Genomic DNA, 26,556 nt, shown 5'->3' with positions numbered 1-26,556 from the left:
TGTATCTCCATACCATACTCTGGTATAGTGGCGAAATTAAGAGCCGATCAAATTTTATTGTTCGCCAAGGAGGATTGTCCAATGCAGCACGGAGAGCTCATTTCGCTGAATATCGGAATGCCGACTATTATGAGATATAACGATAACCGGTATTTTCAAAGTACCCGTCTATGGCCCTTTAGAGCTGGACTGGGAGCATTTTATAGGGGATGAACAAGCCGATCTGTTGCGACACGGAGGCAAAGATAAGGCGATTTGCATATATGCCTATGAACACTATCCATTCTGGGATGACTTGCTCGGGAGACCGCTGCCCTTCGGAGGCTTTGGTGAAAATCTGACGACTTGCGGGCTGCTGGAAGCGGATGTGTGCATCGGAGATATCTATCAGCTCGGCAGCGCGATTGTTCAGATCAGCCAACCAAGGCAGCCGTGTTTCAAGCTGGCCGCTCGTTATCAGTATCCAGAGATGCCCTTGAAGGTGCAGGAAACCGGATATACCGGTTTTTATTGCCGGGTGCTTCAGCGGGGGAAGGTCTTTTTCAACGACAATATGATCCTATTGCAAAAGCATCCGCTCGCTTTAACCGTGGCATTCGCAAACCGGGTCATGCACCACGATAAGGACCATCTTGATGATATAGAGAGGCTGCTTAGCGTGGTCGAGTTGTCAGGCAGCTGGAGAAGTACGCTTGAGAAACGCCGCAATAAACCAAGCTGACAGTCATATAAATCTAGGATGGGAGGGATCACGGATGTTACTGGATTGCATCATTATCGGGGGAGGTCCGGCAGGTCTTAATGCGGCTCTCGTCCTAGGGCGCGCGAGAAGAAATGTCATCCTATTCGACGATAACAAACCAAGAAACGCGGTAACACGGCAAACGAGCGGGTTCATTACGAGAGACGGGATTGCCCCGACCGAATTCCGGCAACTGGCGCATCAAGACTTGCGGAAATACCCTACTGTGTTAGTCAGTCCTTCGAAAGTGACTGCTGTCCGCCACATAAACGGCGTCTATCAAGCTACTTCCGAGCAAGGCTACAACTTTGTGGCCCGCAGTGTCATCCTTGCTACAGGACTAAGAGAAACACTACCCGCGGTTAGAGGAATTCACGATTATTACGGCAAAAGCTTATTCAGCTGTCCTTACTGCGATGGCTGGGAGCTTCGAGATAAACCGCTCGTTCTAATCGCTGATCATGAGAGTGCCTTTTATCTAGCTAAAAAAGTGTACAACTGGAGCAAGGATTTGGTGTTCTGCACCAACGGTCTGCCGCTGCTAAGTCCCCACCAGAAGGATAGGCTCCGCCAGCGCGGAATTGCGGTCATCGAGTCTAAGATCGCTGCTCTCATCGGAGCAGGTGGAATGCTGCAGCAGGTCCAATTCGAGGATGGACTCTCCATTGAACGTGCCGGAGGCTTCGTTACCCCGCAATGGACACACGCCTCCCAGATCATCGACATGCTCGCTTGTAGAACCAATGAGATGGGCATCGTTGTGAAGGATCATTATGGCCGGACGAGTGTTCCAGGTGTCTATGTCGCTGGGGATACGTCCTTCCAGCCCCCTGCTCAAGTGATTGTCGCTGCCGCTGAAGGCTGCAAAGCTGCAATTGCGGTAAACACCGACCTCGTCGAAGCGGACTTCTAACTTCCACAAGAAACCCCATGTCCGCTGAAGACATGGGGTTCATTGGTATGCGTTTCGAGAGCATACGTGCTGACGCCTAATATTTTCCAAACGTTATACCGTTCGACAGCTTTTCACATAAAGGAAGGTTAAAATCAGATCAAACTAATGATACATAAACATACCGTCTAACGGGAGCGATGAGTCCACGATGAAGCTAGTTCGTCAAGTGCTGAGCGATTTAGAGCAAAAGAGATTTGTCGGGCGGGAGAAAGAGCTGGACATTATGAAGCAGAAGCTAAATGACAGCAACGACGACTGGTGTCTCATCCATATTTGCGGACCAGGAGGCATCGGCAAGAGCGCTTTGCTTCGTGCCTTCCAATGGACAGCAAGAGAAGAACTCGTCTTCTTTATCGACGGGCGTTCCTTCACGCAGCCGATACATTTCGTGGAAGCCGTGCGTTTGAAACTCGCAAATGCCGGCTTCCAGCCGAATGAGACGGAGGCGAAGCCGCCAGGGGAAGAGGAAGCTGAACTGATTAACCAGGTCGCGCAGCAGCGCGGCGGAATCGTCTTGCTCCTCGATAGCATGGAACGCTGGGGAGCAGCACTAGAATGGCTATTCGACAAGTGGCTGCCGCTGCTGACCGTGCGCGTCAAAGTATGCACAGCCGGAAAGCATCCACTTGATGAAGGCACGCTGTCAGCTTTCGAATGGAGCAACATGTATCGAAACATGAGACTCGCGCCGCTGAACCGTAAAGAAATGGAAGGCTACCTGATCACATCGGGCATCAACGATCCTGAAGTGCGGTATGCCGTTGAACAATTCTCGGGCGGAATTCCTCTTGCCCTCTCACTGACATGCAGCACAGTGCTGAAGCACGGAGTTCCTTCCTTTCTCGGCGGAGATCAGACGCAAGCGATTATCGCTTCGATGGATCGCAAGCTATTCCAGGGCGAAGAGCCTCTCCATATCAAGAAGCTGCTGAGAGCCGCTTCGATTCCGTGGCGATTCGACCAAGATATGCTGCAATGGATTATCGGCGAAGAGATTACGCAGGAACAGTTCAACGAATTCTGCAATATTCCCTACATCAAGCTGTTCCGGCAAGGCGGTTATTGTCTTCTGGATGCCGTAAGCAAATGGATGAATGCCGAGCTTGCACACCGCGCTCCCGAGACGCATGCCCTCTACAAGCAGCGGGCACTAGCCGCGATCGAACGGCGCTGGACGCATACGTCGCCAAGCGATGAAGAACGCAAGAAGCTGCTGCGGCTTGAGAAGGCATTTCTCATGTCTGATGAATTTATGAGAAGCTTTTATTTTGCCACTGATCGGTCAGGATTCAGAATCGATGCCGCAAGTAAAGAGCATATTCCTCTGCTCCGTGAGCTGGTGCAGCAATTTTTCCTTGCGTTTCCTCCATTTCAGAATGATGACACGCTGCAGCATACCTTCCTTGACGCCATTTGGGAAGAAGAGCCCTCCTCGTTTCGGGTTGTTTACCATGATCAGGATGTCGCGGGCATCTACACCTTTGTACCGCTAAACGAGATTACGCGACCCATATTCGCGGCAAATCCCGTCTTCGTCACCTTCATTCAGGAAACGCAGTTGCAGGAGAAGGAATATCTGATCTGGATACTAGGCGTCAAGCGCGAATTTGAGCCAGAGCTAAGCTCGGTTATCGTGCAAGAGCATTTCTCTACTGGCATAGCGGGGAAGCTCGTATCCATCATCATTCCAATTGAAGGACCGCTTGAGTCGATTTGCCGGCTTGGCTTCGAACGGATCCCTTGGGCCGATTACATCTCAGCAGGTGGAATACATTGGAAAGCAGCGCGCATCGACCTTAGAAACGACGAGCTCTTCCACCGAATTCCGGGCATTTGCATACGCATGGGCACGGGTCCTGAGAAGCCAGATCCGCCATCGAAAGATACTTGGTTTGGACTCGTCAAGCAAGCTCTTGAATGCTTTCACTCGCTCGGCTTCGATCTTACTCTTGTGAAGAAGCTCGGCAGCTTGCTACCAGATAATGAATCCGATAACGGAGACGAACCGCTAGCAGCCTGCATTGCTCGGCGTATTACTGTTAGGCTTGAACGGATGGCTGGCGGAAGAAATCAGGAGAAATTGCAGGCACGGATTTTGCAGCTGTTCTATATCGAAGGAATCGGCTCCCACGAGACCGTCGCAACAAGACTCGGCCTTGCGATGACGACCTATTACAGATATTTGAAGAAGGGAATCGGACGTCTCGGCGACGAGCTGCTACGTTAGGCAGGATCTACGATCACAATCGCCTGCATCGTTGGATGCACGGAGCAATAGTACGTATAAGTGCCTACATCTTTGAATGTGTAGCTCCACGAGCGGGTAGCCGGAATCGTCTTACTGTTGAAACGACCGTCCAAATCGGTGACCGTATGCCCTTGTTTGTCGCCATTCACCCAAGTCACTGTAGTTCCGGCCTTTACATGCAGCTCTTTCACGGAAAAGCCCGTTGCGCTGATCGTCACTTTCGTCCCATGCTCGTCATGCATCGTATGATCGGTGCCTGAAGTTGTTGGCTCCGCCTGTGTAGTATCGGCTGGTCCAACCTCTGCTGTCGTCGGCGCTTTCACCGGGAACGTCGACGGCGATGGTGGCAATTGCGGCAGCTTCAACCGCCATTCTGCTGCGCTTGAAGACACGAGCTTCACGCCCATATACTTCACAGCTACGCTGAGCGGAACGAACGTCGTTCCTCTTAATAGTTGAACTGGTGAGGTTAATGCAGCCTTCTTACCGTTATAGACTGCGTTCTTGCTTCCAGCCGTCAGCTTCAGCTCGTTTGCCTTCAGCGTTAGCACAACCTCTCCCGCTTTCGCGCCTTGACGCATGCCGAAACGAACCTCTTCTTGCAGCAGCCGGATAGGCACATAAAGCTCCTTGCCTTGCAGGAACGGCGCCGCTGCGATCGGTTTGCTTTTACCGTCGATAATTGCAGTCTTCTTCCCGTTTGTCAGATTAACCACTCTATCCGACAAGGCCGGGGATACCATCATCATGGTGTGCATGCCGCCAGGGTACAGACCATCGTTCGTATTGTCCTTGATGTTATGACTGTGGATCGGAAAATGTCCGCTCTGGGTCAGCTTGACGAGAATGTCGTACCGTTCCCCAGGAGCAATCTCGATCGTATCTTTCGTGAGTGGAGCCGGAAGTGGCCTGCCATCCGAAGCGATTACTTGAAAATGTTCACCATGCATGTGGATGGAGTGCGTGTCGTAGCCGGAGTTAATTAGCCGAATTAGGATAGAATCTCCTACCCGTCCTTCGACCATGGTCGCTGGATCGCTCTCGGTATCGGGATACGATTTGCCGTTAATTGTCCAATAGCGCGGATGGTAGTCCGTTCGATCGTACGTTTCCCCCTTCTCGACCGCTTCGTGCCATATCGGGTCGATCTCATTCAGCAGGAACACGTAGTCTTTGTCATAGCGGGGACCTCCAGTCCAATCCTCAGGAGCGCCGCCTTTCGCCCTTACGATAAACGCACCATGCATCCCCATCTGTAAATGCTCGATTGTATCCACATGGCAATGGTAGAAATAAGTGCCTGCATGTGTCGCCGTGAAGCGGTACGTGAAGCTTTCGCCAGGCAGTATCGCTTGTGACGTATGGGGAACGCCGTCATTCGCTTGATCGGTATCGAGTCCGTGAAAATGAATCGTATGCGCCAGCTTCTTAATATGCGAGCCCAATGGACCGATGTTCGTCAATGTCACTTCGACTTTGTCGCCCTCGTTCACCGTAAGCGTCGGGGAGGGCAGTATCGCTGTTCCGGGCTCATTCTTTAAGCTATAGCCCCAAATGTAGAGGCGTTTGCCGTCCGCCAGCTTAACTTCACCGTCGGTCGCATAAAGATGGAACCGTTTGACCTGCGTAGTTGGGGTGACGGTTGGAGTGATGGTTGGGGATGCAGTTTGGGTGACGGTTTGGGTGGCGGTTTGGGTGGCGCCTTCGGCAGGACGCGGCAGCACGAACCCTATCAACAACGAGCTAAGGAGCAGCGCTGCTGATAGCAGCAGCGCATACTCCCTAACTTTTATTGCATGGAAGGCTGGTTTCATTTCGTACGGATGGACAACAGCTTCGCTGTTTGATCCCACGTATAGGTTTTGCCGAGCAGCTGTGCCACCGATTCCACAGCGATGTATGTCACGCCTTTCGACACATATGGAGTGGTATCTGCTGTAGCTACTAGCTTCTTCCCTCCAACCAGGACCGTTTTACCGGAAACCTGGTAAGAAGCTCCTAAAGCTTTGGCAACGCTGGAGAGTGGGGCGAAGACGTGGCCGTTCTTCAATAGCGTCGTTGTCACTACCGCTTTGTCATTCACGGTGAGCTTAACAGCGCCTTTCGGAGCGACGATGATCTTGCCAGTGTAGCCCCAAAGCACATCCGTCACTGTATACGTTCCGGGTTTTGTAAAGGTGAGCTTGAAGCTCGGACTGCCGAAATCTGGCACATTCAACATTAGCACTCCCGCCGAAGCGAAGCCTTTGCCATCGTAAACCGGGCTATGCGGCGTCACTACATCGGGATTCACGCCTTTTTCCGTAAATACCTGCATCCCTTTCGGTGCATTCACAACGGCAGTATGCGCTTCACCAGGCGCTCCAGCCAGCCATTGGATTGTATCCCCTGCATTAATGTACACTTCGCCTGGCAGGAAAGCGTTGACCATGACTTGAGTATTTCCCATGCCTGCGAGTACTTTGTATGTCAGCGTTCCGTCCTTGTTCTTGTCGTAATTCACTTTGCCGTTGAGGGTCTTCCAATCTGCAGCAACCTTTGTTTGATCGTCAATCAGCGCATTGTTCACCGCAGCCTGCTCCGCCTTGCTCGGAAGGAGACTACCGCTTGGTAGGACGACGACCGTGCCTTTCATTATCGGGTGAATCAGGCAATAATAGGCGTACGCGCCTGCCTTGGTAAACGTAATGGAATACGATTGCATTGGATGCATTTCCGGAGAGAACAGCATCGTGTCTCCTGCCCAAGAAGAGCCGCTAGCTGGCGAAAATTTGGTAATATCAAAGTCCTCACCCGGCGGTGGATTGCCGATCAAGAAGCCGAGCAAGTGGGGCGCAGCCATATCGTTATTCGTGAACTTCACCGTGTCCCCTTCATGAATGTAGATGACGCCAGGCTGCATCGAAAACATTTCTGTATCCTTCGACATCATTTTGCCTACGGATACGCCCCAAGCTTGCGGCGCGTTCGCATCTGCTGCGAATGCACCTGTTACCCCCGTCAGCGCCAATATAGCGACGAGAAGCATAATACGAATGAATTTCATCCTCTTTCCTCCCCAATGTTAATTATGACCCATTGGCATCTTAGCTGTTAGACGCTTCCACGTTCACTACCAATTCACTACCAAAAAACAAATAAAGCGAGCCATCTTTCCTCATTCAATGAGAATTGATGTCTCGCCTTTATTTAGCTCACACGGCAGCCGCACTTCAAAGATCGTACTAACGACGCTGCTCTTCACTGTTATCGTACCATGATGCTGCTCCACGATATTTTTAGCGATGAACAGGCCGAGTCCCGTGCTGCCCTCGTGATATGTACGCGCTTTGTCGCTTGTATAGAACATGTCGAATAGATGAGGCAGATCTTCTGGAGAGATACTGTCTCCGTAATTGATAATGCGAACGACGACCTCCTCGGAGTCGAGCTGGCAATCGATATCTACGTACTCGCCTTCCCTGCCATAGTGCGCTGCATTACTAAGCAAATTCTCAAACACACGAACCAGCAATTCACTATCGCCGCGAACCTTTAGCGCAGGAGTCAAATTCAAACGAGAAATTAAGCTCTGTTTCTCGAACAACGGATAGAGCTCTTCATTCAATTGAAGCAGCAGCTCGCTAAGATCCACCGGATTATTATAGTCAACGGACAGCTTTCCATAATTCATTCTGGTGACTTCAAACAAGTTGTCAATAAGCCTTTCCAGTCGTTGCGATTTCGTGTACGCAATGGAGGTATAGTGCTTGGCTTGCTCGGGAGACAAGTGCTCATTCTTCAGTATAAAATCCAAATATCCAATAACGGACGTTAAAGGTGTACGGAGATCATGCGCTAGATTCAGAACGAGCTGTTCCTTGCTATTCTCTGCAAAATCTCCCCGCGCTAGCGCTTGACGGAGCTTCTCCCCCGCCAGATTGATGTCCCTCGCGATGTCACCGAATTCGTCTGTCGATGGAATGACGATTCTGGTCTCGAAATTGCCAGATGCAAGCTGGTTAATGCCTCCTGAAATATCCCGAAAGTACTGCGCGTACTGCTTCGTGAGCAGAAAGAAGAAAGAAATCGACATCGGGATAAAGAAGAGGAGAAAGAAGTTAACGTCCCCGACCTGTTTGATGAACACACGAAGCTTGGTCGATGGATCTTCATACTTAGTCGTATGATAATAGCCTTGTGCGACCTTATAGATGACGAATGTAATCGCCCCGGATAACAGCATGCTAAGACCGACGAGCACAATCATGTTGAATCTGAAGCTTCGAAATCGTTTAGCCATGATAAGAATAACCGACTCCCCATATTGTTTTGATCAGTTTGTTCTTGTTCAAATCATCGCCAAGCTTCTTCCGCAGCGTACGGATGTGCACCATAACCGTATTGTTGCCCTCGTAGTATTCTTCCCCCCACACCTGTTGGAAAATATGCTCTGTACTGAACACTTTTTTCGGATAACTAACAAGCAAGTGCAAGATTTCAAATTCTTTAGGTGTTAGCGATACGGGATTTCCATTCACGAGAACCGAACGTTCCTCGGGATTAATGACGACGCAGCCCGCTTCAACAATTGGCTTGCCTGCTGCAGCTGAAGGTCGGCTAAATTGCAGGGAGCGCCTGAGCTGTGCGTTCACCCGTGCGACCAATTCCATCGGATTAAAAGGCTTTGTCATGTAGTCGTCTGCACCTTGTACAAGACCGGTTATTTTATCAAGATCAGAGGTCTTCGCACTTAGGAAGATGATCGGCATATGATGCTTGTCGCGGATTTGCCTTGTTACTTCGTAGCCATTCAGCTTCGGCATCATAATATCGAGAATCGCCAGATCAATATGGTGTTTCAGGATTGCGTCTACGGCTTCTGAGCCATCCAATGCTTTGATACAACGATATCCTTCCTTCATCATGTGCAGCTCAACCAGATCTGCAATCTCCGCATCATCATCTGCAATTAGAATCGTAATCGGCTGCTTCATCGTAACCTCCTCACTTGCATCGTTTTCATCTATTTTAACAGTTTTGTCCAGGAGGCGTCAGTTGTTTGGCACTTCGAGAGGTAAACAAGCCGAGAATGGCGGCAAACAGCCCATACAAGATACATCCCACCAACCCCCCGTACGTATTCAGAATAAGATCGTCTACATCAAATTGGCCAATCGAGAATACCGCCTGTGAAATTTCTAGCACCGAGCTAAGCAGCAAAGATTGCATCACCACAGCTAAGACGGTTAACCGCCGCTGTGAGTGTAGCCAGCCAGTCAGCACGCCGAATGGCAAGAAAATCGCTATATTGCCGATCAGATTCAGTAATCCATTGTCGGTCATGTCGTTCAGTGTCCTTCTTATTTCATGGAAAGGAATTAGATTCCCTTGCTTCATCTTCATCACTACGTGCGCAGGATCATACCAGCTCATCTCGAACTGCTGCCTAAGATAGGTGATGTCGATGGAACCGCCTTTAAACAGGATGACCTTCATGACCAAATACAAATAAGCTCCAAGAAGAACACGCAGCAGAATAACTCGTTCCTTCGACATTATCCAGCCACCTTCTTGCTTGATGAATCATCTTCCCATGTCGTTACAATGACTCCATCCCTATTATCCCCAGATATGGTATAGCTTCCATCACTCGGAACCACCAGCTCCAGCTTGCCTTTGATTGGATAATAGGAAATCGTGTACATTTTGCCAGCAACTTCTGCGTGAATGCTGCTTTGCTCCTTCAAGTAAGCCAAGTATTCCTCCAAAACAAAGTCATACTCGTTCATAATTGCGCTGTGCGGAAGACCTACGTAGCGAAAATGCCATGGCTCATACATAATGCCCGTAATATCCGTCTTATCTTCCGGATAACGCACGACAAAGCCATGCTTCCAGGCGTTCTTCTTCAACCACTCGCCCTCTGGCGAACTCTTCATAGCTCCGAGCGTGGATCCAATATCCATCGACAGCCCTAGATTATGCTCACTGTAGCCTGGCGGATTCGCTTGGTCCGATCCCAGCTTATCGTACAGCTCCGCTTGTTTTGCCTTATCTCTGTATCCGCTATTGATTAGAAAGTGACTGACGCCATCCTTCTCTGCTGCACCAATCATCTCGTCAAATCGATTCAGCATATCCATCGGCAGCTCGACAGTATTGTCCAGTATGCCAAAGCCATTCAACAAATCTTGATGCTCGAACAAATTGATAACATCCGATACTTTGTATCCTTTTGGCACGGAATGCTGTGCGTTCACGAGCAATAAATCGCCTTTGTAGATGTCGTCCTTATCTAAGGTGAGCACAGTCTGCTTCGGTCCCGATTGAGATTGAGATTGAGATTGGGATTGAGATTGGGGCTGATCTGCTTGTTTCGGCCCTTGCTCATTCACCTCGTTTTCTTTCGCAGCATACTGTTTCCCGAATATGATCAAGCCGCATACAAGCAACAACATCATGACAACAATCATTTTTTTCATGTTTCGCTCCTCCTTTACCTCCTCAAGAGTAATGGAGAGAATTTAAAAATTAGGATGGGAAAAAATAAAAAATTTATTAAAACCACACTGCGGGAGCATCCGAAAAGCAAAAAACACGCCGAGAATCGACGTGTTTGACGTACCTGGAAATGGATGCCTTAGCTAAAAGGATGTGACAGATCGTCTGCGAATAACAGCAGGACAGCAATTGCCAAAGCGATGTTGAGGAGTGCCGGGAAAATCTTACCGAACGAATGCTTAACTCGGACATGCGAGAGAACCGCTACCAGCATCATAATGCCGATCCCGATTCCTGCCCATGAGGCAGCTCCCGGATACCAGTAGCCGATGATGAGCAATGCGGCTGTAGCAAGTTGGATCATGCCCGTAATGCCGCGGAACCACTGAGGAAATTGAATGGAATCGAATAACTCTACTTGATGCTGAGCTCCTGTAACCTTGCTTACACCAAAGAAAGCCATGGAGAAGAGCAGCCAGCTTTGAAGAACGATGGAAAGTATGTGCATTTGAAGTCCTCATTTCATTGTTATATTGGACACCATAAAGTGTCCTATTTCATAATACGACACCATAAGGTGTCCTGTAAAGATGCAATTTATGTGAGTCAAATAAAAAAACGCAACCTATTTCAGGTCGCGCCTAAGTTTCACATGCTTATTTTCTCGCATCCATAATAAATAAAGAAGCATCTTGATTCATGAAGATTTTACTGCCACTATAAACGGTTTTGGAGCTTATATCTTTGAATCCAATCTTGGACATCAGATCGTTAAGGGCTCCCTGATCAAATCCATTATGAACCATTTCTGCTGAAACGTTCTCATTCTTGTCGAAGTCTACGATCAGCAAGTGCCCTCCCGGATTCAGCACTTCATATAACTTTGACAATATGTGCTCTACATCTCTGATGTGAAGTAAAACTTGAGCCATAAAGATATAATCCGCTCGGATCTCAGAACTAAATCCGGTTTCAAAATCGAAGCATAGCGTACTGGCATTCTGGATACCGGCATCCGCTATTTTTAGATTAATCTGTTCAAGCATATTTGGTGAACTATCCAAAAAGATGATGTGCCCGAAATCATCCAGCAAATTCAGTCCAACAAGTCCAGTTCCACATCCGAAATCAATCGCACTTTTGTCCGTTCCGTTCTCTATATATTCACGAATAGCGTTTGACGCGACCTTCGCGATTTGAATTCTTTCCGTCGTGTCGTATTTACCTGCCATTGCTTCAAAAATATCTGTATTTCCCATCCCTTTACCTCCACTTTGTACTCTAGAGCTGAAGCCTAACGCAAATCTGGCCGATACCTGCGAATGACTTCCCTTATATGATTGAGCGTATCCGTTAAATGAAGATTTTGAAAGACGTGATCGCATTCTTTACGATACCCAACTTCTTCCGTGTAATGATTCAGCACATGATCGACTAGTTCCGGTCCGGCCCCTTATGCGAATCCCGTACCGTTCTTTATCGATTTCCACCGTTTGCACAAAACGACCGCTGCGCTCCGCATCTTCAAATTCTTCTCTGGATACATAGTGATAGTCAAAATCCGGTCTTTCCTCGTCTCTTGGCAACCGAACTTTATATATCGACCTAAAATCCCTAGGTAATTAGTTATAGACTGAATTTGCTGAGGCACTAATTGTAACGACCTTTTTCATTCCGTTCGTTATAATATAGGAATCGAACAGGGGGATCTTCCAATGATTATTCATATGAATCACGTCACATGGCGCCGCGAGGGGCTAACACTGCTAAATGATGTAAATTGGCAGGTCGCGCCAGGCGAGCACTGGGCTTTGCTTGGTCTGAACGGCTCTGGCAAAACAACGCTGCTGAATATCGTTAACGGGTACTTTTGGCCATCTGAAGGATCCGTCAGCGTGCTCGGCTTTCCTTTCGGCGAAATTGATTTGCGTGATCTGCGCAAATCTATCGGCTGGGTCAGTTCGTCGCTGCAGGAGAAGTTATATGTCAGCGATCGGACACAGAACATCGTAATCAGCGGTAAACATGCAACGATCGGAATCTATGATGCGATTTCAGACGAGGATTTGGCATTCGCGCAATCGCTGATGGAGAAATTAGGCTGTGCCCACCTATGGGACCGAGAGTTCCGTACCTGCTCACAGGGCGAGAAGCAGAAGGTGCTAATCGCTCGCGCACTAATGGCCAAGCCACGCATACTCATTCTGGACGAACCGTGCACCGGCCTTGATCTTTTCTCCCGTGAGCGGCTGCTTTCCAGCATCAAGGATCTAGCCGAAAGCGACGATGCGCCGACTTTAATTTATGTCACGCATCATACAGAGGAGATTTTACCTGTGTTTACTCATGTGCTGCTCCTCCGCACCGGCGAAGTCGTGTACAGCGGAAGAACCGAGGATGCACTCACTACAGACCGACTTAGCGAGTTCTTCGAATCGCCTGTTATTGTGGAAGAGTATAATAAGCGAGTATATGTGCGGATAGTGGAAAAATCTGGATCCGATAACGGCGATCCAGAGGGTAATGTTCATTCGATTTTTGCGGAGAATGCGAAGTGAGTTCCATATGTTACATATCCATGGCTACCGTTAGCGCATGCGATGAATCCGGACTCTACGATTTCCCATGCACTCATAATGAAAAAGGCGATACCCAAAGGTACCGCCTTTTTTCTATATCGCTCCATTATTCAAGCTCAAACTTACTTACAGCCTCGCTCAGCTTGCTCGCCATTGAGCGAAGTTGCTCGGATGCGCGAGCGACTTCTTCGACGGATGCGAGCTGCTCCTCGGATGCGGCCGCTACATGATGAGAATGAGAAGAAGACGTATCGGCGATACGTGTCTGCTCCTCTAAGGTTGCGGCAATCTGCTGACTGCTAGCGGACATTTGCTGACATGCTGCCGATACTTCCTGTATGAGCTCGGACACTTGTTTCACTGATGAGAGAATCGTTCGGAACGACACACCTGTTGCTTCTGTTAATTCAGTAACAGCACGCGCTTCCTCGGCAGAAATAATTAGCTTGGATGCGGCTTCTGAGGTTTGGGTCTCAATCGCCTGAAGGATTTCTCGAACATCGTCAGAGGATGTCTTGGAACGTTCGGCCAGCTTACGAATTTCAAGAGCGACAACCGCGAACCCTCTGCCGTGTTCTCCAGCGCGGGCGGCTTCGATTGATGCATTCAGAGCAAGCAGGTTCGTTTGATTAGCGACATCAGCAATGAGACCTAGTATTTCGCCAATTTTTCCGCTAGACACTTGCAACTCCTGCATCGTATCCACGGCGGTAAAGACGCCCAATTCCATCGTTTTCATTTGTTGTAACGTTCTTGAGATCGCTTGTTCACCTTCAACTGCCTGTTCGGTCGTATGGAATGACAGATCAGACACGGCTGCTGACGATTCGGTAATCCGCTGGATGCCAATAGCCATCTCCGTCATTGCGCGACCGGACTCCTGAGAACTGCGAAGCTGCAATTCCGTGCCGGAGGCGACAGATTGAATGGCCACTGTAATTTCTTGAGTGGCATTGGCCGTTTGGTCGGAAATTTCTTTCAGATGAAGCGAAGACTCCGTTACTTCATACGATGTTTTCTTGATGCTGCCTGTCAACTCGCGCAAGCTTTGGATCATCTCGTTGAAGGAGGAAGCCGCTTGACCGATTTCGTTGCTGCTCGTTATGGGCAATGTAATCGTCAAATTACCTTTCGCGGCCTCCTGGGCAGTAGCTGCCAGCAATCGAAGCGGCCGAATCGCCATTCGAATAAGGAAGAATAAAATACCTATCGCCAGAACGGCTGCAAATCCTCCAATACCGATCGCTTTCCATAGTAGAGATGACAAATTATGCTTCACCTTGCCGTAGTCAAAGTCCAGTCCGAACATGGCGACTATTTGTCCATCCTCGTCTTTGATAGGTGCCAAGTAAGAAATCCAGGTTCCGATGTCATCCGAGTAAGGCTCGGTTAATACGGATTCTCCTGCCATGACACGGTTATAGCTGTCCAGAAACACATCATCCAGGGGATAGTCCGTGCCGTTATCATTACTGCCGGCGCTGCTTTGGCTGGATTGTATCATCGTAATGAGATTCTGCTCACCGTCCTTCTCGAATTTATTCGTGGACATGTAGTAAGCGTTAGTTATTTGATCAGGATCTGTCATAGCACTCAGTAGGTTTTGAAGTTTCGTTACGTCATCCGCTGCAGGCGTCTTTTTGTTGGCATAGGCTTCGGCTATAGGATCGATGAGAGGGCTGCTGACTTGTGCTTGCGCTCTCAGCTTCTCACCGACATCTCGAAAATCATTGAATGCAGCATTCTTTTGTTCATTGTATAGCGTCCATACCATAACAGCGATTACGCATAGGAAGAGAAGAGACAACGTTAGGGTAGTGGATAAGACCAAGCTTTTACGTTTTGGGAAAGTAAGCAAGACAAGTCACCTCGGTGTATATGATTTATTGAATTATGAACTCTAACATAGCACTCGAATGTTAAGAAAGTTCGGGGATTGGATATTTTTATGCAAATGGAAAACGTAAAAACAGCCACCCCGTAGGATGGCTGTCTACTACAATTGGTGTAAACCTTCATTCAACAACTCCAGCGCTTGGTCGAGCCGTTCCGCGTAATCACGGAGGGCTGCAGCGACTTTGGAACGTCTTTCTGGATCTCGCATAGTAGCTTTAACATCGCCCATATTCATACCGCCGTCGAGTTCTTCCAATTGGATCCACAATAGGCTTCTTCCGCCTGTAGGTGTTTCTGCGGGTAACAGCTTTTGTATTTTTTCGCCAACAAGGACCAATTCCGAATACACGGGATTCATATCAGCAAGTTTTCTGAAGATATATGTAGGCTCTCCTCCGCTTGTGGCAAGGTTACAGACGTAAACGCCGTAATTTTCCCATAATCCAAGGCTTTCCTCCTCGAATCGACCGGCTTCAATGTCGTCAGCCCATGCGCGATATGCCGCCGCACCGAAAAACATACCGTCACGTTCCGGCAGGCTTAGCCAATGTGGCATTTTCTTAGCTACCTTAAGGTAGATTTCCTGAAGCGAAACCTCGCGTTGTTTTTCACCGATAAAAATCAAATCCAATTTATTTTCATCATTCATTTCATAGTCGATTGTAATGGTGTCATGAATAAGCAATTTCAACGTTTGTCCGCTGTTTTCGTATCCGACAATAAGGATGTATGTCCCTACGTCAGACTCCCATTCCGGTATATCGTTAAGATTTGATTTTACAAGAATCGGAACACCTTTGTTTATATAATCTACTATTTTCTGCTGATAAGTAGTCTTATCGGCGATGATTTGCCCGGCGTTAGCGTACTCATGGCTATATCCGAGCACATCCAAAACATAGGCGATATGTTCAGGCCCTGCTAGATACCCTGATACGCAGTACTCGCAGCTGGTTGTTAAATTATGATTGTAAATCTGCGCGACAGTATCTCCGGTAATCGCGGCAATATCCCAAAAATCAAGCTTTTCATGCCCACCTACGCGTTCCAATATAAATGTAATGCGATCTGGCAGGCCAAAGTTATGTCCTTTCATTCCTTCAAATAAGCTGCGAATATCGGATAATCGATCAGCGTCTTTATAGGATTCCATTACCAGTCCTCCGTTTAAAGAATATTTGAACAATGTTTAAATTAAATATAGCACAGGGCGCTGAACTCTCGGTACGCCCTCTTGAAGTTTAAACCACAAAAAACACGCCAGCTTCTGGCGTGTTAATTAGGAAGAAAGGATAGACAATCATAACGGCATAGAAATCGCTACAGAGCCTCCGCGTTCTTGTACGTTACTTGCTGATTTGTGCCTGCATCTTCAACAATACCGTCACAGCCTCAGCTCTTGTTGCCTTGTCTTGAGGGGCGAATCGATTATCGCCTTTCCCTTGCACGATTCCTGCTTGCTTCACGAAAGAAACTCCGGCCTTGGCCCACGCTGGAATATCCTTGTCATCTGCGAAACCGATTACCGCATTCGCTACATTTGATTGACCCAGTGCGCTAGCAATCATCGCTGCCATCTCTGCGCGTGTAATCAATGCATTAGGACGGAAGCTCCAGTCGTCATAGCCTTTAATCCATCCTGCTTGTACCGCTTGCGCGACTGCTTTCTGTGCCCAAGCTCCAATCTTCGCTTCATCGGTGAAAGCGAGCTTCGCTCCTTCTCCTTGCGGTTTCAACGTATTCACCAGCATCACTGTGAATTCTGCACGAGTCACCGTTTGTTTCGGCCTAAACGTGCCGTCTGGATAACCGCCGACGATTCCGCCGCTCACCGCTTGCTTGATGTCAGACTCCGCCCAGTGTCCGGAGATGTCGCTAAAGGTAATTGTTGGCTTCGTGTTGTCTGGCGAAGGCTCCGTTGCCGGCACTTCTGCCGCATCACCTACAGCGAATACCGCATATTTCGTAAAGTGATTGACATCTACGGTAATGTGATCGCCGTTAACCGTGCCACCAACTTCCACCCATGCTTTCTTCACTTCGTCATAATAGAAGACGGCTGGTCTTTGATCGCCCGTTAAGCTCGCCGGATCGAATTTTAATGTTAATGTGACCGGTTTACTGAAGTTCTCCGAGAAATTTTTCAATATTTCATAGACAGGACTGGAAAGAACATCATTTTCCGTTAAAAGCTTTTGAGCGTCCAACACTTTCTCAATCGTTAATTTCAATTCTTCAACAGAAGCATCTGCCGGAATAAAGACAGTAACCTCATCGTTCAAGCTAACCTCGCCTGTTCTGCCTGCAGGAAGTGTTAATGTACCATCTGTCGAAGTCAAGGTAGTATCGTTTGGTAATGTCGAACCGCTACCTCCGCCGCTACCGGATGGTCTTGCCGTTGCTGCCGCAACTGCCAATGTCGCGTTGCTTAGCACTGGCGTTCCAGCTAAGCCATGGTTGTCCACTGGCGTAACTTCAAACTTAATGGTCTTATTCAGATCACCGGTTACCGGCGTATACGCCAAGCTTGTTGCACCTACTATCTCATTATAGGTTGTGCCATTTGAACTGCTCAACCATCTGAATGTAGATGTTCCTTCCGTATCTCCCGTATCTGAGTCATTGAACGTATGCATACCCGTCAGTTGCACGCCAACTTTCGCAGTTCCTGTAATGGTCACGGATGACGCCGTTGGCGATGTATTCTCTGTTTCTGGGAACTCAGCTGTTACTACTCCCGTACCATCTTCACTGATTACGGTTGTTACGGTTGTCGCTCCTTCTACGGTAAAGAACGTTGAACCCACACCTGCTAATGTATATCCTGCCTTAGGTGTAATCGTAATCGTTGCTGTGTATGCTGTATTTCCCGCAAATGCTTCTGGCGATGAGGACCACGTAATTGCTGCTGTGTATTCCGCTGTAGCTTCTATTGTTATGACTGGCGCTTCTCCTGTTACTGGCGGCGTTACGCCAGCAATGGCTGATTCTGCGATAACCGTTGCCGTTACTGGGAATTCCGCTGTTACTGTAGCTGTACCATCTTCATTTGTTACTGTTGCTACTGTGGTCGCTCCTTCTACGGTAAAGAAGTCTGTACCCAAACCTGCTAATGTATGTCCTGTTGTTGGTGTAATCATAATTGTTGCTGTGTACGCTGTATTCCCCTCAAATGTTACTGGCGATGAGGACCATGCAACCGCAGCTGTGTATTCTTCTGTAGCTGCTATAGTTGTTACTGGCGCAGCACCTGTAACTGGCGGGGTTACTCCAACGATGGCTTGTGATGCGATAATCGCTGCTGTTTTTGGAAATACCGCTGTAACAACACCAGAGTCCGCATCATTTGTTACCGTTGTTGCTCCTGCTACTCTAAAGAAGTTCGCATTCACTCCCGTTAGCGTATACCCTGCTTTAGGTGTAATTGTAATCGTCGAAGTGTATGATGTATTGTCTGCAAATGTTACTGGCGATGGTGACCATTCAACCGTTGCTGTGTATTCCGATGTGGCAGCGATTGTCGTTACTGGCGTTTCCCCGATTACGGGCTCCGTTACCCCAACTATATCTGCTATTGTGATCGGTGCTGAATCTGTTTCTGGGAATACCGCTTTTACTACTCCTGAACCTGCAGTATTGGTCACTGTTGTTGCTCCAGCTATGGTAAAGAAGCTTTCAGTGACATCTGCTAATGTATACCCCGCTGTCGGTTTAATGACAATGGTGGCTGTATACACTTTGTTTCCTCCAAAAGTTGAACCCGCTGTTGGCCAAGTAATCTTCGCTGTATATTCCGTTGTTGCAGCGATTGTAGTTACTGGCGCCTCCCCTGCTACTGGTGCAGTTACCCCAGCGATGGCTCTTATGGAGACGGGTAATGCGGGTGTAATATTAGCTGCATCTACCGTCAACTCTTGCGCTTCGGAAGCTGGTTTCTGTGTTGTTGCCGCTGCTCGAACATAAATCTTATCGCCAGCGCTAGCAAAAATATTGTCTGCGCTTGTTCCTGCAATCGCCGTATATGGGCCTGCGTTTACCTGGTATTCCATCGTATCCGTCACACCGTTTAACATCGTTGTTCCCGGCTCTGTTCCAGCTGCCAACGTCGCTGTTGTCGGTGCTGTTGTCGGTCTGATGTCCGATAATCTAACCGTCAATATCTTAGCACTCGAAGGATCTCCTACGATACGGACGAATATCTGATCCCCTATATTTACGTTAATGCTATCGACAAAAGGTTCATCACCTGTGATCGCAGTGTAAGTATCGCCATTGTCCAGCGAAACTTCCATACCGCTTGCAACATGGTTCAACTTCGTTGTTCCAACGTCCGTTCCTGGTGTCAAAGCTGTAAATGCCCATAATTGCGGAAACTGACCTGGAATGATATACCAGTCCGAATCGAAATTCCAATTCGCATAAGTGCTCTTCATCTGCATATCTAATGTCGTTTTGCCTTCACCGATTGCGGAATCCAATGGTCTAGGTGCTTCACTATTATAGTAATTGTTCGTGTTGTTTGATGTGAAATTTTGACCAACCAGGCCGCCAACGAAAGAAGTTCCAGTTGCAATGCCTGTGTAGTAGCTATTGCTGATATGACCTTCATTCTGACCTACCAAGCCTGCAGAAGTGTAAAATCCATCCACATTGCCTGTCGCGTAGCTGTTGCTAACTGTTCCTTTACTGTAACCTGCTAAGCCGCCTGAATAGGCTCCAGCTGTACTTACATAGACTGTCGCGTAGCTGCTTGTGAATGTTCCTTCATTCCAACCAACCAAGCCACCTACAAAATTACCCCCGTGCACAGTACCTGTACCTGTAACACTGCTATTGCTTATCGTTCCATAATTTCTACCTGCTAAGCTGCCTATGAAAGCTTCATCAGCTTGAATACTTACATCTCTCAATTGCATGTTTGTAAGCTTGCCTGAAGAGCCTACAACACCAACTAGTCCCTGATATTGAATAGCAGATCTATTAATATGAAGATTTATAATTTGAAATCCATTTCCATCCAAGCTTCCTTCGAACCTTGCATCGTTATTTCCAACTGGTTCCCAGTTTGTATACGTACTCAAATCAATCGTTGCCGTCAGCTTGAAAGAAGCACCCAAGAAATACCTGACCTGGTTAAGCTGATCAGCAGTTGCAATCTGATAAGGATCACTTAATGTACCCGCTCCGGCACCTGCGTACTTCAAATTCACGGATTGGTCAACCTGCACATCATCATAACCGGTCGCCGTCACCGTGATCGTATGATCTCCTTGCGCCAACACACCGGCTGCAATCGTGATCTTCCCCGTTTCAATCGTGTATTGCGAACCTTCTACAAGAGCAGTATCGCCGTCCTCCACCGCCGTGATCGCTTCACGCCACGCTAAATCGTCTTCGAACGTAAGCTCAATGTCATTTGCAGTTTGGTTATCTGCCTCATCCGCTGAAAGAACTGGCGGGGTAGCCCCTCTAATATCCGTGAGACCAACCGTCAATAGGATTTCACTTGCATCTGCAATTACGCGGACGTGAATCACATCACCCACATTTAAGCCGCTAAAATCGACAGAAGTAGCATCGATTGAGGTAAACTCACCATCATTAACCGAGTATTCCAATCCGACGCCAACATCGTTCAACTTCGTTGTACCGATAGCGGTTCCAGAAGACAAAGATGTTGTTTCCATCCTGTAGAAGCAATCATCACCGATAATTCCACTATCATTCTGTCCTACCAAACCGCCAGCATTTTGATTGCCGCTTACAGCTCCTATGGCATAGCTGGTGCTGATTGTTCCTCCGATATTGTAGCCTACCAATCCGCCCACATTATTCGAAGGACTAGATTGTGATGTTCCACTTACATTTCCTGTCGCGTAGCTTCCACTGATTGGTCTGCCATTGAATCCGACTAAACCTCCCAAGTAAGCACCAGTGCTAGTTACATTTCCTGTCGCGTGGCTATCGCTGATTGAATCACCGCTATAACCAGCCAAACCGCCTACATAATTAACTCCACTTACACTTCCTGTGGCGTAGCTCTGATTAATGGGTCCTACATTATTACCGACCAAACCGCCTACATTATCTCTACCCGTTCCACTCACACTGCCAGTCGCGTGGCTGTTGCTGATAAGGCCGTAACTTTCACCAACTAAGCCGCCTACTCCAAAAGTTTCGTTGCCACTCACGCTTGCTGAGGAGTAGCTAGTGCTGATTTGACCCATATTGCGGCCAACTAAACCGCCAACATAAGCGCTATCATTTTCCTCTCCTACATCTCCACTAACATTGCCTGTAGCATAACTGTTGCTGATTGCTCCAGCATTTTCACCGGCCAAGCCGCCTATATGGCGGTATCCTGAAATATGTACGTCTTCCAGCTTCATATTTGTAACCACACCTTGCTCACCTATGGAACCAAATAAGCCTCTATATTCATCACTTGTCCAATTAATCGTTAGATTCGTAATTTCAAACCCGTTGCCGTCTATATGGCCTTGGAATTTATCTGCATTATCGCCGATTGGCAGCCAGCCCTCGCCGCTAGCGTAGCCGGAATCAACGCCCAAATCAATATTATCGATGAGCTCATAATACGCCCCCAAATTTTCTCTTACCGCATCAAGCTGATCAGCGCTTGCAATCTGATAAGGGGCGGTTGATGTACCTATCCCTCCTGCGAAGCTTTCCGCAGCATAGGCTTTGCCTACTCCAGGCTCGATCATTCCCGTCATTCCGCCTATCACGATCAGCATCGCCAACATGATAGATATTCCTTTTCTATACCTTTTACCCACTTTACTTCCTCCCTTAGCACAATGTGAACGTTGATTAAGATCTCAATATAGTGCTTAAGCCTGCAAAAAGCGTCAAACTAAAGTTGTAAACCCGCATAAAATATCGAAAAATGGCAAAAAAAGCCACCAACCGAGCACCTAGCAGCTCCGGTTGGTGGCTTTTGTCTCTCTATTAAATTCGGGCTATACCATTAATTGCAGCGCTCTTGCCCGTGCGATCGCCTGCCCTCGCCGTTTTACCTCGAGTTTTCCATACAGACGAAACACATGGCTCTTGACCGTTGCTTCTGTGATTCCGAAGCGAATGGCGATCTCCTTATTGGATAAGCCTTCCGACAACGCATACAATATTTCCGTTTCACGGCTCGTCAGCGTATCAATTAGCGTCTGTTCCGCATTTGTGGGAAGAGTATTCGTCTCCGAATCTTTCGTTTCGTTCACGCGGGATCGGGAATCCGTAAGCGACTTCAGGTAAACCATGCGGGCCATCATCATATCCAGCACTTCCAGCAGCTCGTAATTAAACACGCCGGACATCAGGCTATTCTCCAACAATAAGACAGATGGCAGCGAGTTCCCCGGAAAGAGTACGGGCATACAGAGAATGGATAACGAATGACTGCGGCGGATGTACGGATCAGCGGCATAAACGCTGTTCGAGGCATCGGCGAGCACGATCGGTTCGCCTGTTCTGACGACATAGCGAACGATAGCTGCTGCATACGGAGATTCTTCCGATCTATCGAACGCACCGCATTCCGCAACTACTGCAAATTGATCTTCCTGGCAGCTCAGTATACACCCCTTCACGGCACCCGTATAACGGAGCGCCGCATCAAGATAACGAAGCATGATCTCTTCGCTGTCTGCTGCACTTGACCACTCGGCAATTTGACGTATAGCCTGCTTCTCATCCCCTGTATAAACCACACTTTCGCCTGCGGCTTCCTCCTGCCCCTTGTCTGGAACAAGCTCCTTACTCGACTTCAGCTCTGATCGTTCCGATGCTCTCACACCATCCGATTCTCCCGAAGCAATAGCCACATCATCTTGCTGCGCTGATGCGGATGCAGGCAGCCCAGGGTATGCCGCTCTCAGCTTTCTCGCTTTGGCAGTAGCTCCCCAGCGCCAATAAGCGGCGTATGCATCTGCCATGAGAACACCTGCCCCGGTTACACTGCCCGCATCTCTATAGAACATCGATGCCCGTTCACAGGAAATCGCTTCCATCAACCCGTACTCTTCTCTTCGCGCTTCCGCAATCGCTTCATCGTACCATTTTGCAGCAGCTGCCCGATCTCCTTCAATTCGCTTCAATTCAGCTGTGATGAGCAGGTAAGCCGAAGACTCTGATCCGAGATAGCCGGACCATTGCTTCATGGATCGCAATTGTTTACTCAGCGCGTCACGAATACCTTTACGCTCTTCCTGCGGCGCTTCTGCATAAAGGGCAGCCATGGACAACGTTTCGTAAACATGCTGTTTGCGGGATTGAAGTGGAATTTTCTTGGTCTCGAATGAGTGGTAGCTAGATATATTCACCCATTTAAGCGCTTGTTGGTAACGTTCTGCCAAATAGTCCGTTTCCATTTTGCAGGTGCAGTAATGGAACACCTGATTTTTTTGCGACAAGTAAACCTGCTCCTCCTGCACCGGAAGACCGATCGCATCAAGAGCGCCGGATTCACCCTGCATCTCTGCCATATACATGCGCGCAATACGAAATTGCATGAGCGTTTCTTTATCCAGCAATTGTCCGAATTTTTCTTCATACTCCGTCAAGAATGCAGACAATGCATATAGGTCGCCGGAATGGTTGAGAATGCGCAGCTCCATTGCATATCCAACGAACGCACTATCGTTTGCTTCCAGCCCGTAGCCTACCGCTTTTTCAAAATAACCCACCGCCTCTTGCGGACTGCGGTATTGCCCGGCGAGACCCATGAGTACGTGAAGTCGACCTCTAATGAGCAAGCTTTCAAAGCGAGTCGAAAGGCCGTATGCGATTTTCGTTAATCGTGAACCGGCGCCGGAACGTGGGAATGCAAAGGTAAGCATTACGCCGTATGCGCCAAGCATATAGGTAAACGCTTCGTTGTTTCCATGCTTCAGTCCATATCGGACAAGCTGGCAGTTCAACAAGGCACTCAATTCAGTATTTGTTACAAATGCCGAAGCCGAAATCGCCATGAACAGATCCGATACTGCTCGATAGACAGGATCACGATTAATAGGCAAACCAAGCAGTTCGTGACGACTCTTATACAAGGCGAAACGTGTCAGTGTCAAATCTTTTAGTAAAGCAGCTTTAGAAGGCTTCACTGGTATTTCCCAGCCGAACTCTGCTAACGACTGAAGCCCTATCTCTACGGCTAACTCTTCGTTTCTTAAATAAGCATGCATGGCGATCCGAATCAGATAAATGCGGGAACGCTCAATCAAGTCCGTTGTACGGGTCATCAACTGATCGAGCAGCTCCTCCGCACGCTCAATGCGGCCGCACATATATTCGCATTCGGGCAGCTCTAGAAGTAAACGATAGGATAGCGAATCTGTACCCTCCTCATTTCCCCCTATCAGACTTAATCCCTTTTCCAGGAAATGCAACGCAGCCGAAAATGCCGTAGAAGCTTTGGACTTCAACCCAGCCTGAAGATTATATGCAGCCAGCTCTCTTTGCTCCGTCTTATCCACCATTTCAGTGGAGCCGAGATTCAAGTGATACACTTTGTCAAAGATCGATTCTTCTTTCTGGTCGAACTCTAGACCTTGCAACACACGCCCGATTCGCAGGTGCAAGGCTGCTCTATCCGATTCGGGGATGGTTCGATAAGCTACCTGCTGCACGCGATCATGCACGAATGTATAATAACAATCTTCTGCATCTGCTTCCGATTCCTCCGTGTCATCCTCGCGCCATATCAAACCTTCTTTCTCAGCTGGGAGCATAAACTTGCGCGCATCAGACAAGGACAGTTCGCATACCCTCGCAATCATTGCCAAGCGGAAGCGGTGCGAAGCCGCTCCTGCCATTCCGAGCAGAACGATCGTTTCACTTGGAAGCATACGGAGCCTGGAGCTGATTAAATGATGAATATCAGGATCTTCAGGCATCTGATTAACCGAATCCGTATCCCATACCCAGCTGGTTAGTTCTTCTTCATAATAGAGCTTACGTTCACGAAACAGGCCATCTAGAAAACGATGTAAATAAAGCGGATTGCCACCTGTTCTTTGGTATAGAGGCTCGGCAAGGAGCCGAACGCGATCCGTATTCTCGTGAATAACGATAGATGTGAATCTCTTAACGTCCGTGTAGGATAAGGGGTCGAGCGTTATATGCCGCACCCGCAGCAGCTCTTCTTCCTTAAGCAAGGAGAGCGCCTCTTCAATCCATGCAGCAGCCGCAGCATGATCTTGTCCCTGTTCAGTCAAGTGCAGCGCCGTTTCCTCACGGAAAGCACCTATAACTAACAATCCTTGTAAAGTTGGGTCATGGGCCAATGTCCGAAGGACATCCATTGTAGCTGGATCGGCCCATTGAAGATCGTCAAGAAACAGAACGAGCGGATGCTCTTTGCTGGACAAATTCTTCATGAATAAAGGAAATAATCGCCGAAAACGAATAGCCGCCTCGGCAGGAGGCAGTGGTTCTACGGGAGGAAAGTCACCGAGCAGCGCTGATGCTTCCGGCAACAGCGCCGCAATTACTCCTGCTCCTTGACCTAACTCCTCAGCTAAATGGGCCTTCAATTTCGCAATTCTTTCAGTAGGTTCACTCCAGATTTGCCGAAGCAATTTACGAAGCGCTTGAAGGATCGGGGAGAACGGGATATCCCGATTCATCAGATCGCATTTACCCGAAATAAACTTGCCGCCTTCGTAAATAACCGGCATTTGGAGCTCGCGAATAAGTGCCGTCTTACCGATACCCGCACGCCCCGTGACGATCACGAACGCTGCACTGCCAGTACGAATCTGCTCGAAAGCCGATCGCAGCGCATCTGCTTCCTTCTCACGGCCGAAGAGAGTCCCCGGAAGTTTGAACCGACTGCTCTCCTCTAATCTAGCAATCTCAAACTCATTAATTATTCCTGTATTCTCCTGAGATAAACGGCACTGTTTCAAATCCACCAGTAGTCCTGTTGCATGTTGATAGCGCTCCTCTGGTGTTTTTGCTAACAGCTTCATGATGATATCACTGAGTGAAACCGGTACCTCTGAACGCAGCTCGCAAAGAGGCTTTGGCACAATAGCAAGATGTGCATGTACCCATTCTTCATCACTCTGTGCATGGAACGGCAAATGTCCTGCAAGCATCTCGTAATACATGACACCAAGCGCATACAAATTGCTTCGCTCGTCAGGCGTACGATTGATCCTGCCTGTTTGTTCAGGCGATAAATAGGCAACATCCGCTGCAGTGTTCTCCCCAAGAACCGCTGCATCCCGTTCCGACAGCATGCGAATGCAAGTCGGATTCAAATGTCTTACCGCCCCGTATCGCTTATGTTCCGTGAGAACCGCTTCTGCCAACGCTATCGCAATATGTATAAAGGATGAAACGTTCATTCTCTTCCCATCCAGCAATTCCTTCAGTAGCGTATCCTCACTTATTAACAATATGTCCAATCTCCCATCTGGAACTATCAACCGCCCTACATGTTCATTTCTATTATAACTTTACTGATTCTCATGGTACAAAGAATTCGTAGGCTAACAGGATTTCGCCAGCGAAGTTAGGAACAACGAATCAAATAATTGAGACTTAAGTTACAAATTTATCCTCGAATAATTGAAATTTATCCCTATTCAAAATATTCCAATAATTCTATTCTGAAATAGATACATAT

At 48.2% G+C, this 26,556-nt stretch carries 15 protein-coding genes and 1 pseudogene; 4 read left to right on the top strand and 12 right to left on the bottom strand.

Annotated features, from left to right (window positions below):
* The first annotated feature begins 226 nt into the window (after positions 1 to 226).
* The 3 genes from BMY11_RS01745 (at position 227) to BMY11_RS01735 (ending at position 3,924) form a co-directional block, all read left to right on the top strand.
* Positions 227 to 721 (top strand): MOSC domain-containing protein, encoded by a 495-nt coding sequence (locus BMY11_RS01745; protein WP_371262748.1) that lies wholly within the window; start codon positions 227 to 229, stop codon positions 719 to 721.
* A gap of 34 nt (positions 722 to 755) precedes the next feature.
* Positions 756 to 1,655: an NAD(P)/FAD-dependent oxidoreductase gene (locus BMY11_RS01740; protein ID WP_090572747.1), complete on the top strand. Its 900-nt coding sequence runs from the start codon at positions 756 to 758 to the stop codon at positions 1,653 to 1,655.
* Positions 1,656 to 1,845: 190 nt separating this feature from the next.
* Positions 1,846 to 3,924, top strand: a complete 2,079-nt coding sequence (locus BMY11_RS01735) for an ATP-binding protein (protein ID WP_090572746.1) — start codon at positions 1,846 to 1,848, stop codon at positions 3,922 to 3,924.
* On the opposite strand, the gene BMY11_RS01730 is transcribed toward BMY11_RS01735, so the two are convergent.
* The 8 genes and pseudogenes from BMY11_RS01730 to BMY11_RS01695 all read right to left on the bottom strand — a co-directional run bounded on the left by BMY11_RS01730 (position 3,921) and on the right by BMY11_RS01695 (position 11,687).
* On the bottom strand, positions 3,921 to 5,798 hold the full coding sequence (locus tag BMY11_RS01730; RefSeq protein ID WP_143069194.1) for a multicopper oxidase domain-containing protein: 1,878 nt from the start codon (positions 5,796 to 5,798) through the stop codon (positions 3,921 to 3,923). The two genes, BMY11_RS01735 and BMY11_RS01730, sit on opposite strands and share 4 nt — an antisense overlap.
* Positions 5,756 to 6,991, bottom strand: coding sequence for a plastocyanin/azurin family copper-binding protein (locus tag BMY11_RS01725; protein ID WP_143069193.1), 1,236 nt, complete (start codon positions 6,989 to 6,991; stop codon positions 5,756 to 5,758). The genes BMY11_RS01730 and BMY11_RS01725 overlap by 43 nt, the downstream gene beginning before the upstream one ends.
* A gap of 111 nt (positions 6,992 to 7,102) precedes the next feature.
* Positions 7,103 to 8,227 carry a sensor histidine kinase gene (locus tag BMY11_RS01720; RefSeq protein WP_090572744.1) on the bottom strand — a complete coding sequence of 375 codons (1,125 nt, stop codon included), beginning with the start codon at positions 8,225 to 8,227 and terminating at the stop codon, positions 7,103 to 7,105.
* On the bottom strand, positions 8,220 to 8,921 hold the full coding sequence (locus BMY11_RS01715; protein ID WP_090572743.1) for a response regulator transcription factor: 702 nt from the start codon (positions 8,919 to 8,921) through the stop codon (positions 8,220 to 8,222). Before BMY11_RS01715 ends, BMY11_RS01720 begins: the two co-directional genes overlap by 8 nt.
* A 34-nt stretch (positions 8,922 to 8,955) precedes the next feature.
* On the bottom strand, positions 8,956 to 9,483 hold the full coding sequence (locus BMY11_RS01710) for a VanZ family protein (RefSeq protein WP_090572742.1): 528 nt from the start codon (positions 9,481 to 9,483) through the stop codon (positions 8,956 to 8,958).
* Between the two features lie 182 nt (positions 9,484 to 9,665).
* Positions 9,666 to 10,064: pseudogene (locus tag BMY11_RS29625) on the bottom strand (D-alanyl-D-alanine carboxypeptidase family protein); the annotation flags it as partial.
* Positions 10,065 to 10,567: 503 nt separating this feature from the next.
* Positions 10,568 to 10,936 carry a DoxX family protein gene (locus BMY11_RS01700; RefSeq protein WP_090572740.1) on the bottom strand — a complete coding sequence of 123 codons (369 nt, stop codon included), beginning with the start codon at positions 10,934 to 10,936 and terminating at the stop codon, positions 10,568 to 10,570.
* Positions 10,937 to 11,084: 148 nt separating this feature from the next.
* On the bottom strand, positions 11,085 to 11,687 hold the full coding sequence (locus BMY11_RS01695; protein WP_090572739.1) for a class I SAM-dependent methyltransferase: 603 nt from the start codon (positions 11,685 to 11,687) through the stop codon (positions 11,085 to 11,087).
* Positions 11,688 to 12,143: 456 nt separating this feature from the next.
* Here BMY11_RS01695 and BMY11_RS01690 point away from each other — a divergent pair, with 456 nt between their 5' ends.
* Positions 12,144 to 12,986 carry an ABC transporter ATP-binding protein gene (locus BMY11_RS01690; protein WP_090572738.1) on the top strand — a complete coding sequence of 281 codons (843 nt, stop codon included), beginning with the start codon at positions 12,144 to 12,146 and terminating at the stop codon, positions 12,984 to 12,986.
* A 127-nt stretch (positions 12,987 to 13,113) separates the two neighbouring features.
* On the opposite strand, the gene BMY11_RS01685 is transcribed toward BMY11_RS01690, so the two are convergent.
* The 4 genes from BMY11_RS01685 to BMY11_RS01670 form a co-directional block, all read right to left on the bottom strand.
* Positions 13,114 to 14,781 carry a methyl-accepting chemotaxis protein gene (locus BMY11_RS01685; RefSeq protein WP_090572737.1) on the bottom strand — a complete coding sequence of 556 codons (1,668 nt, stop codon included), beginning with the start codon at positions 14,779 to 14,781 and terminating at the stop codon, positions 13,114 to 13,116.
* A gap of 222 nt (positions 14,782 to 15,003) precedes the next feature.
* On the bottom strand, positions 15,004 to 16,056 hold the full coding sequence (locus tag BMY11_RS01680) for a cysteine peptidase family C39 domain-containing protein (protein ID WP_090572736.1): 1,053 nt from the start codon (positions 16,054 to 16,056) through the stop codon (positions 15,004 to 15,006).
* A gap of 193 nt (positions 16,057 to 16,249) precedes the next feature.
* The gene (locus BMY11_RS01675) at positions 16,250 to 21,703 is read right to left on the bottom strand and encodes an S-layer homology domain-containing protein (protein ID WP_143069192.1); all 5,454 of its coding nucleotides are present in this window, start codon (positions 21,701 to 21,703) and stop codon (positions 16,250 to 16,252) included.
* A 183-nt stretch (positions 21,704 to 21,886) separates the two neighbouring features.
* Positions 21,887 to 26,326, bottom strand: a complete 4,440-nt coding sequence (locus BMY11_RS01670) for an AAA family ATPase (protein ID WP_090572734.1) — start codon at positions 26,324 to 26,326, stop codon at positions 21,887 to 21,889.
* Between the last annotated feature and the right edge of the window lie 230 nt (positions 26,327 to 26,556).

This window comes from Paenibacillus sp. OV219, assembly GCF_900110075.1.
In the GTDB taxonomy this organism is placed as follows: domain Bacteria; phylum Bacillota; class Bacilli; order Paenibacillales; family Paenibacillaceae; genus Paenibacillus_Z.
This window is presented reverse-complemented; position numbering and strand designations above follow the sequence as displayed.

Coding starts and splice junctions, on each gene's coding strand:
- BMY11_RS01680 (WP_090572736.1), bottom strand. CDS start 16,056: ATGGAATCCTATAAAGACGCTGATCGATTATCCGATATTCGCAGCTTA.
- BMY11_RS01685 (WP_090572737.1), bottom strand. CDS start 14,781: ATGGTATGGACGCTATACAATGAACAAAAGAATGCTGCATTCAATGAT.
- BMY11_RS01700 (WP_090572740.1), bottom strand. CDS start 10,936: ATGCACATACTTTCCATCGTTCTTCAAAGCTGGCTGCTCTTCTCCATG.
- BMY11_RS01735 (WP_090572746.1), top strand. CDS start 1,846: ATGAAGCTAGTTCGTCAAGTGCTGAGCGATTTAGAGCAAAAGAGATTT.
- BMY11_RS01720 (WP_090572744.1), bottom strand. CDS start 8,227: ATGGCTAAACGATTTCGAAGCTTCAGATTCAACATGATTGTGCTCGTC.
- BMY11_RS01715 (WP_090572743.1), bottom strand. CDS start 8,921: ATGAAGCAGCCGATTACGATTCTAATTGCAGATGATGATGCGGAGATT.
- BMY11_RS01740 (WP_090572747.1), top strand. CDS start 756: ATGTTACTGGATTGCATCATTATCGGGGGAGGTCCGGCAGGTCTTAAT.
- BMY11_RS01695 (WP_090572739.1), bottom strand. CDS start 11,687: ATGGGAAATACAGATATTTTTGAAGCAATGGCAGGTAAATACGACACG.
- BMY11_RS01710 (WP_090572742.1), bottom strand. CDS start 9,483: ATGTCGAAGGAACGAGTTATTCTGCTGCGTGTTCTTCTTGGAGCTTAT.
- BMY11_RS01725 (WP_143069193.1), bottom strand. CDS start 6,991: ATGAAATTCATTCGTATTATGCTTCTCGTCGCTATATTGGCGCTGACG.
- BMY11_RS01690 (WP_090572738.1), top strand. CDS start 12,144: ATGATTATTCATATGAATCACGTCACATGGCGCCGCGAGGGGCTAACA.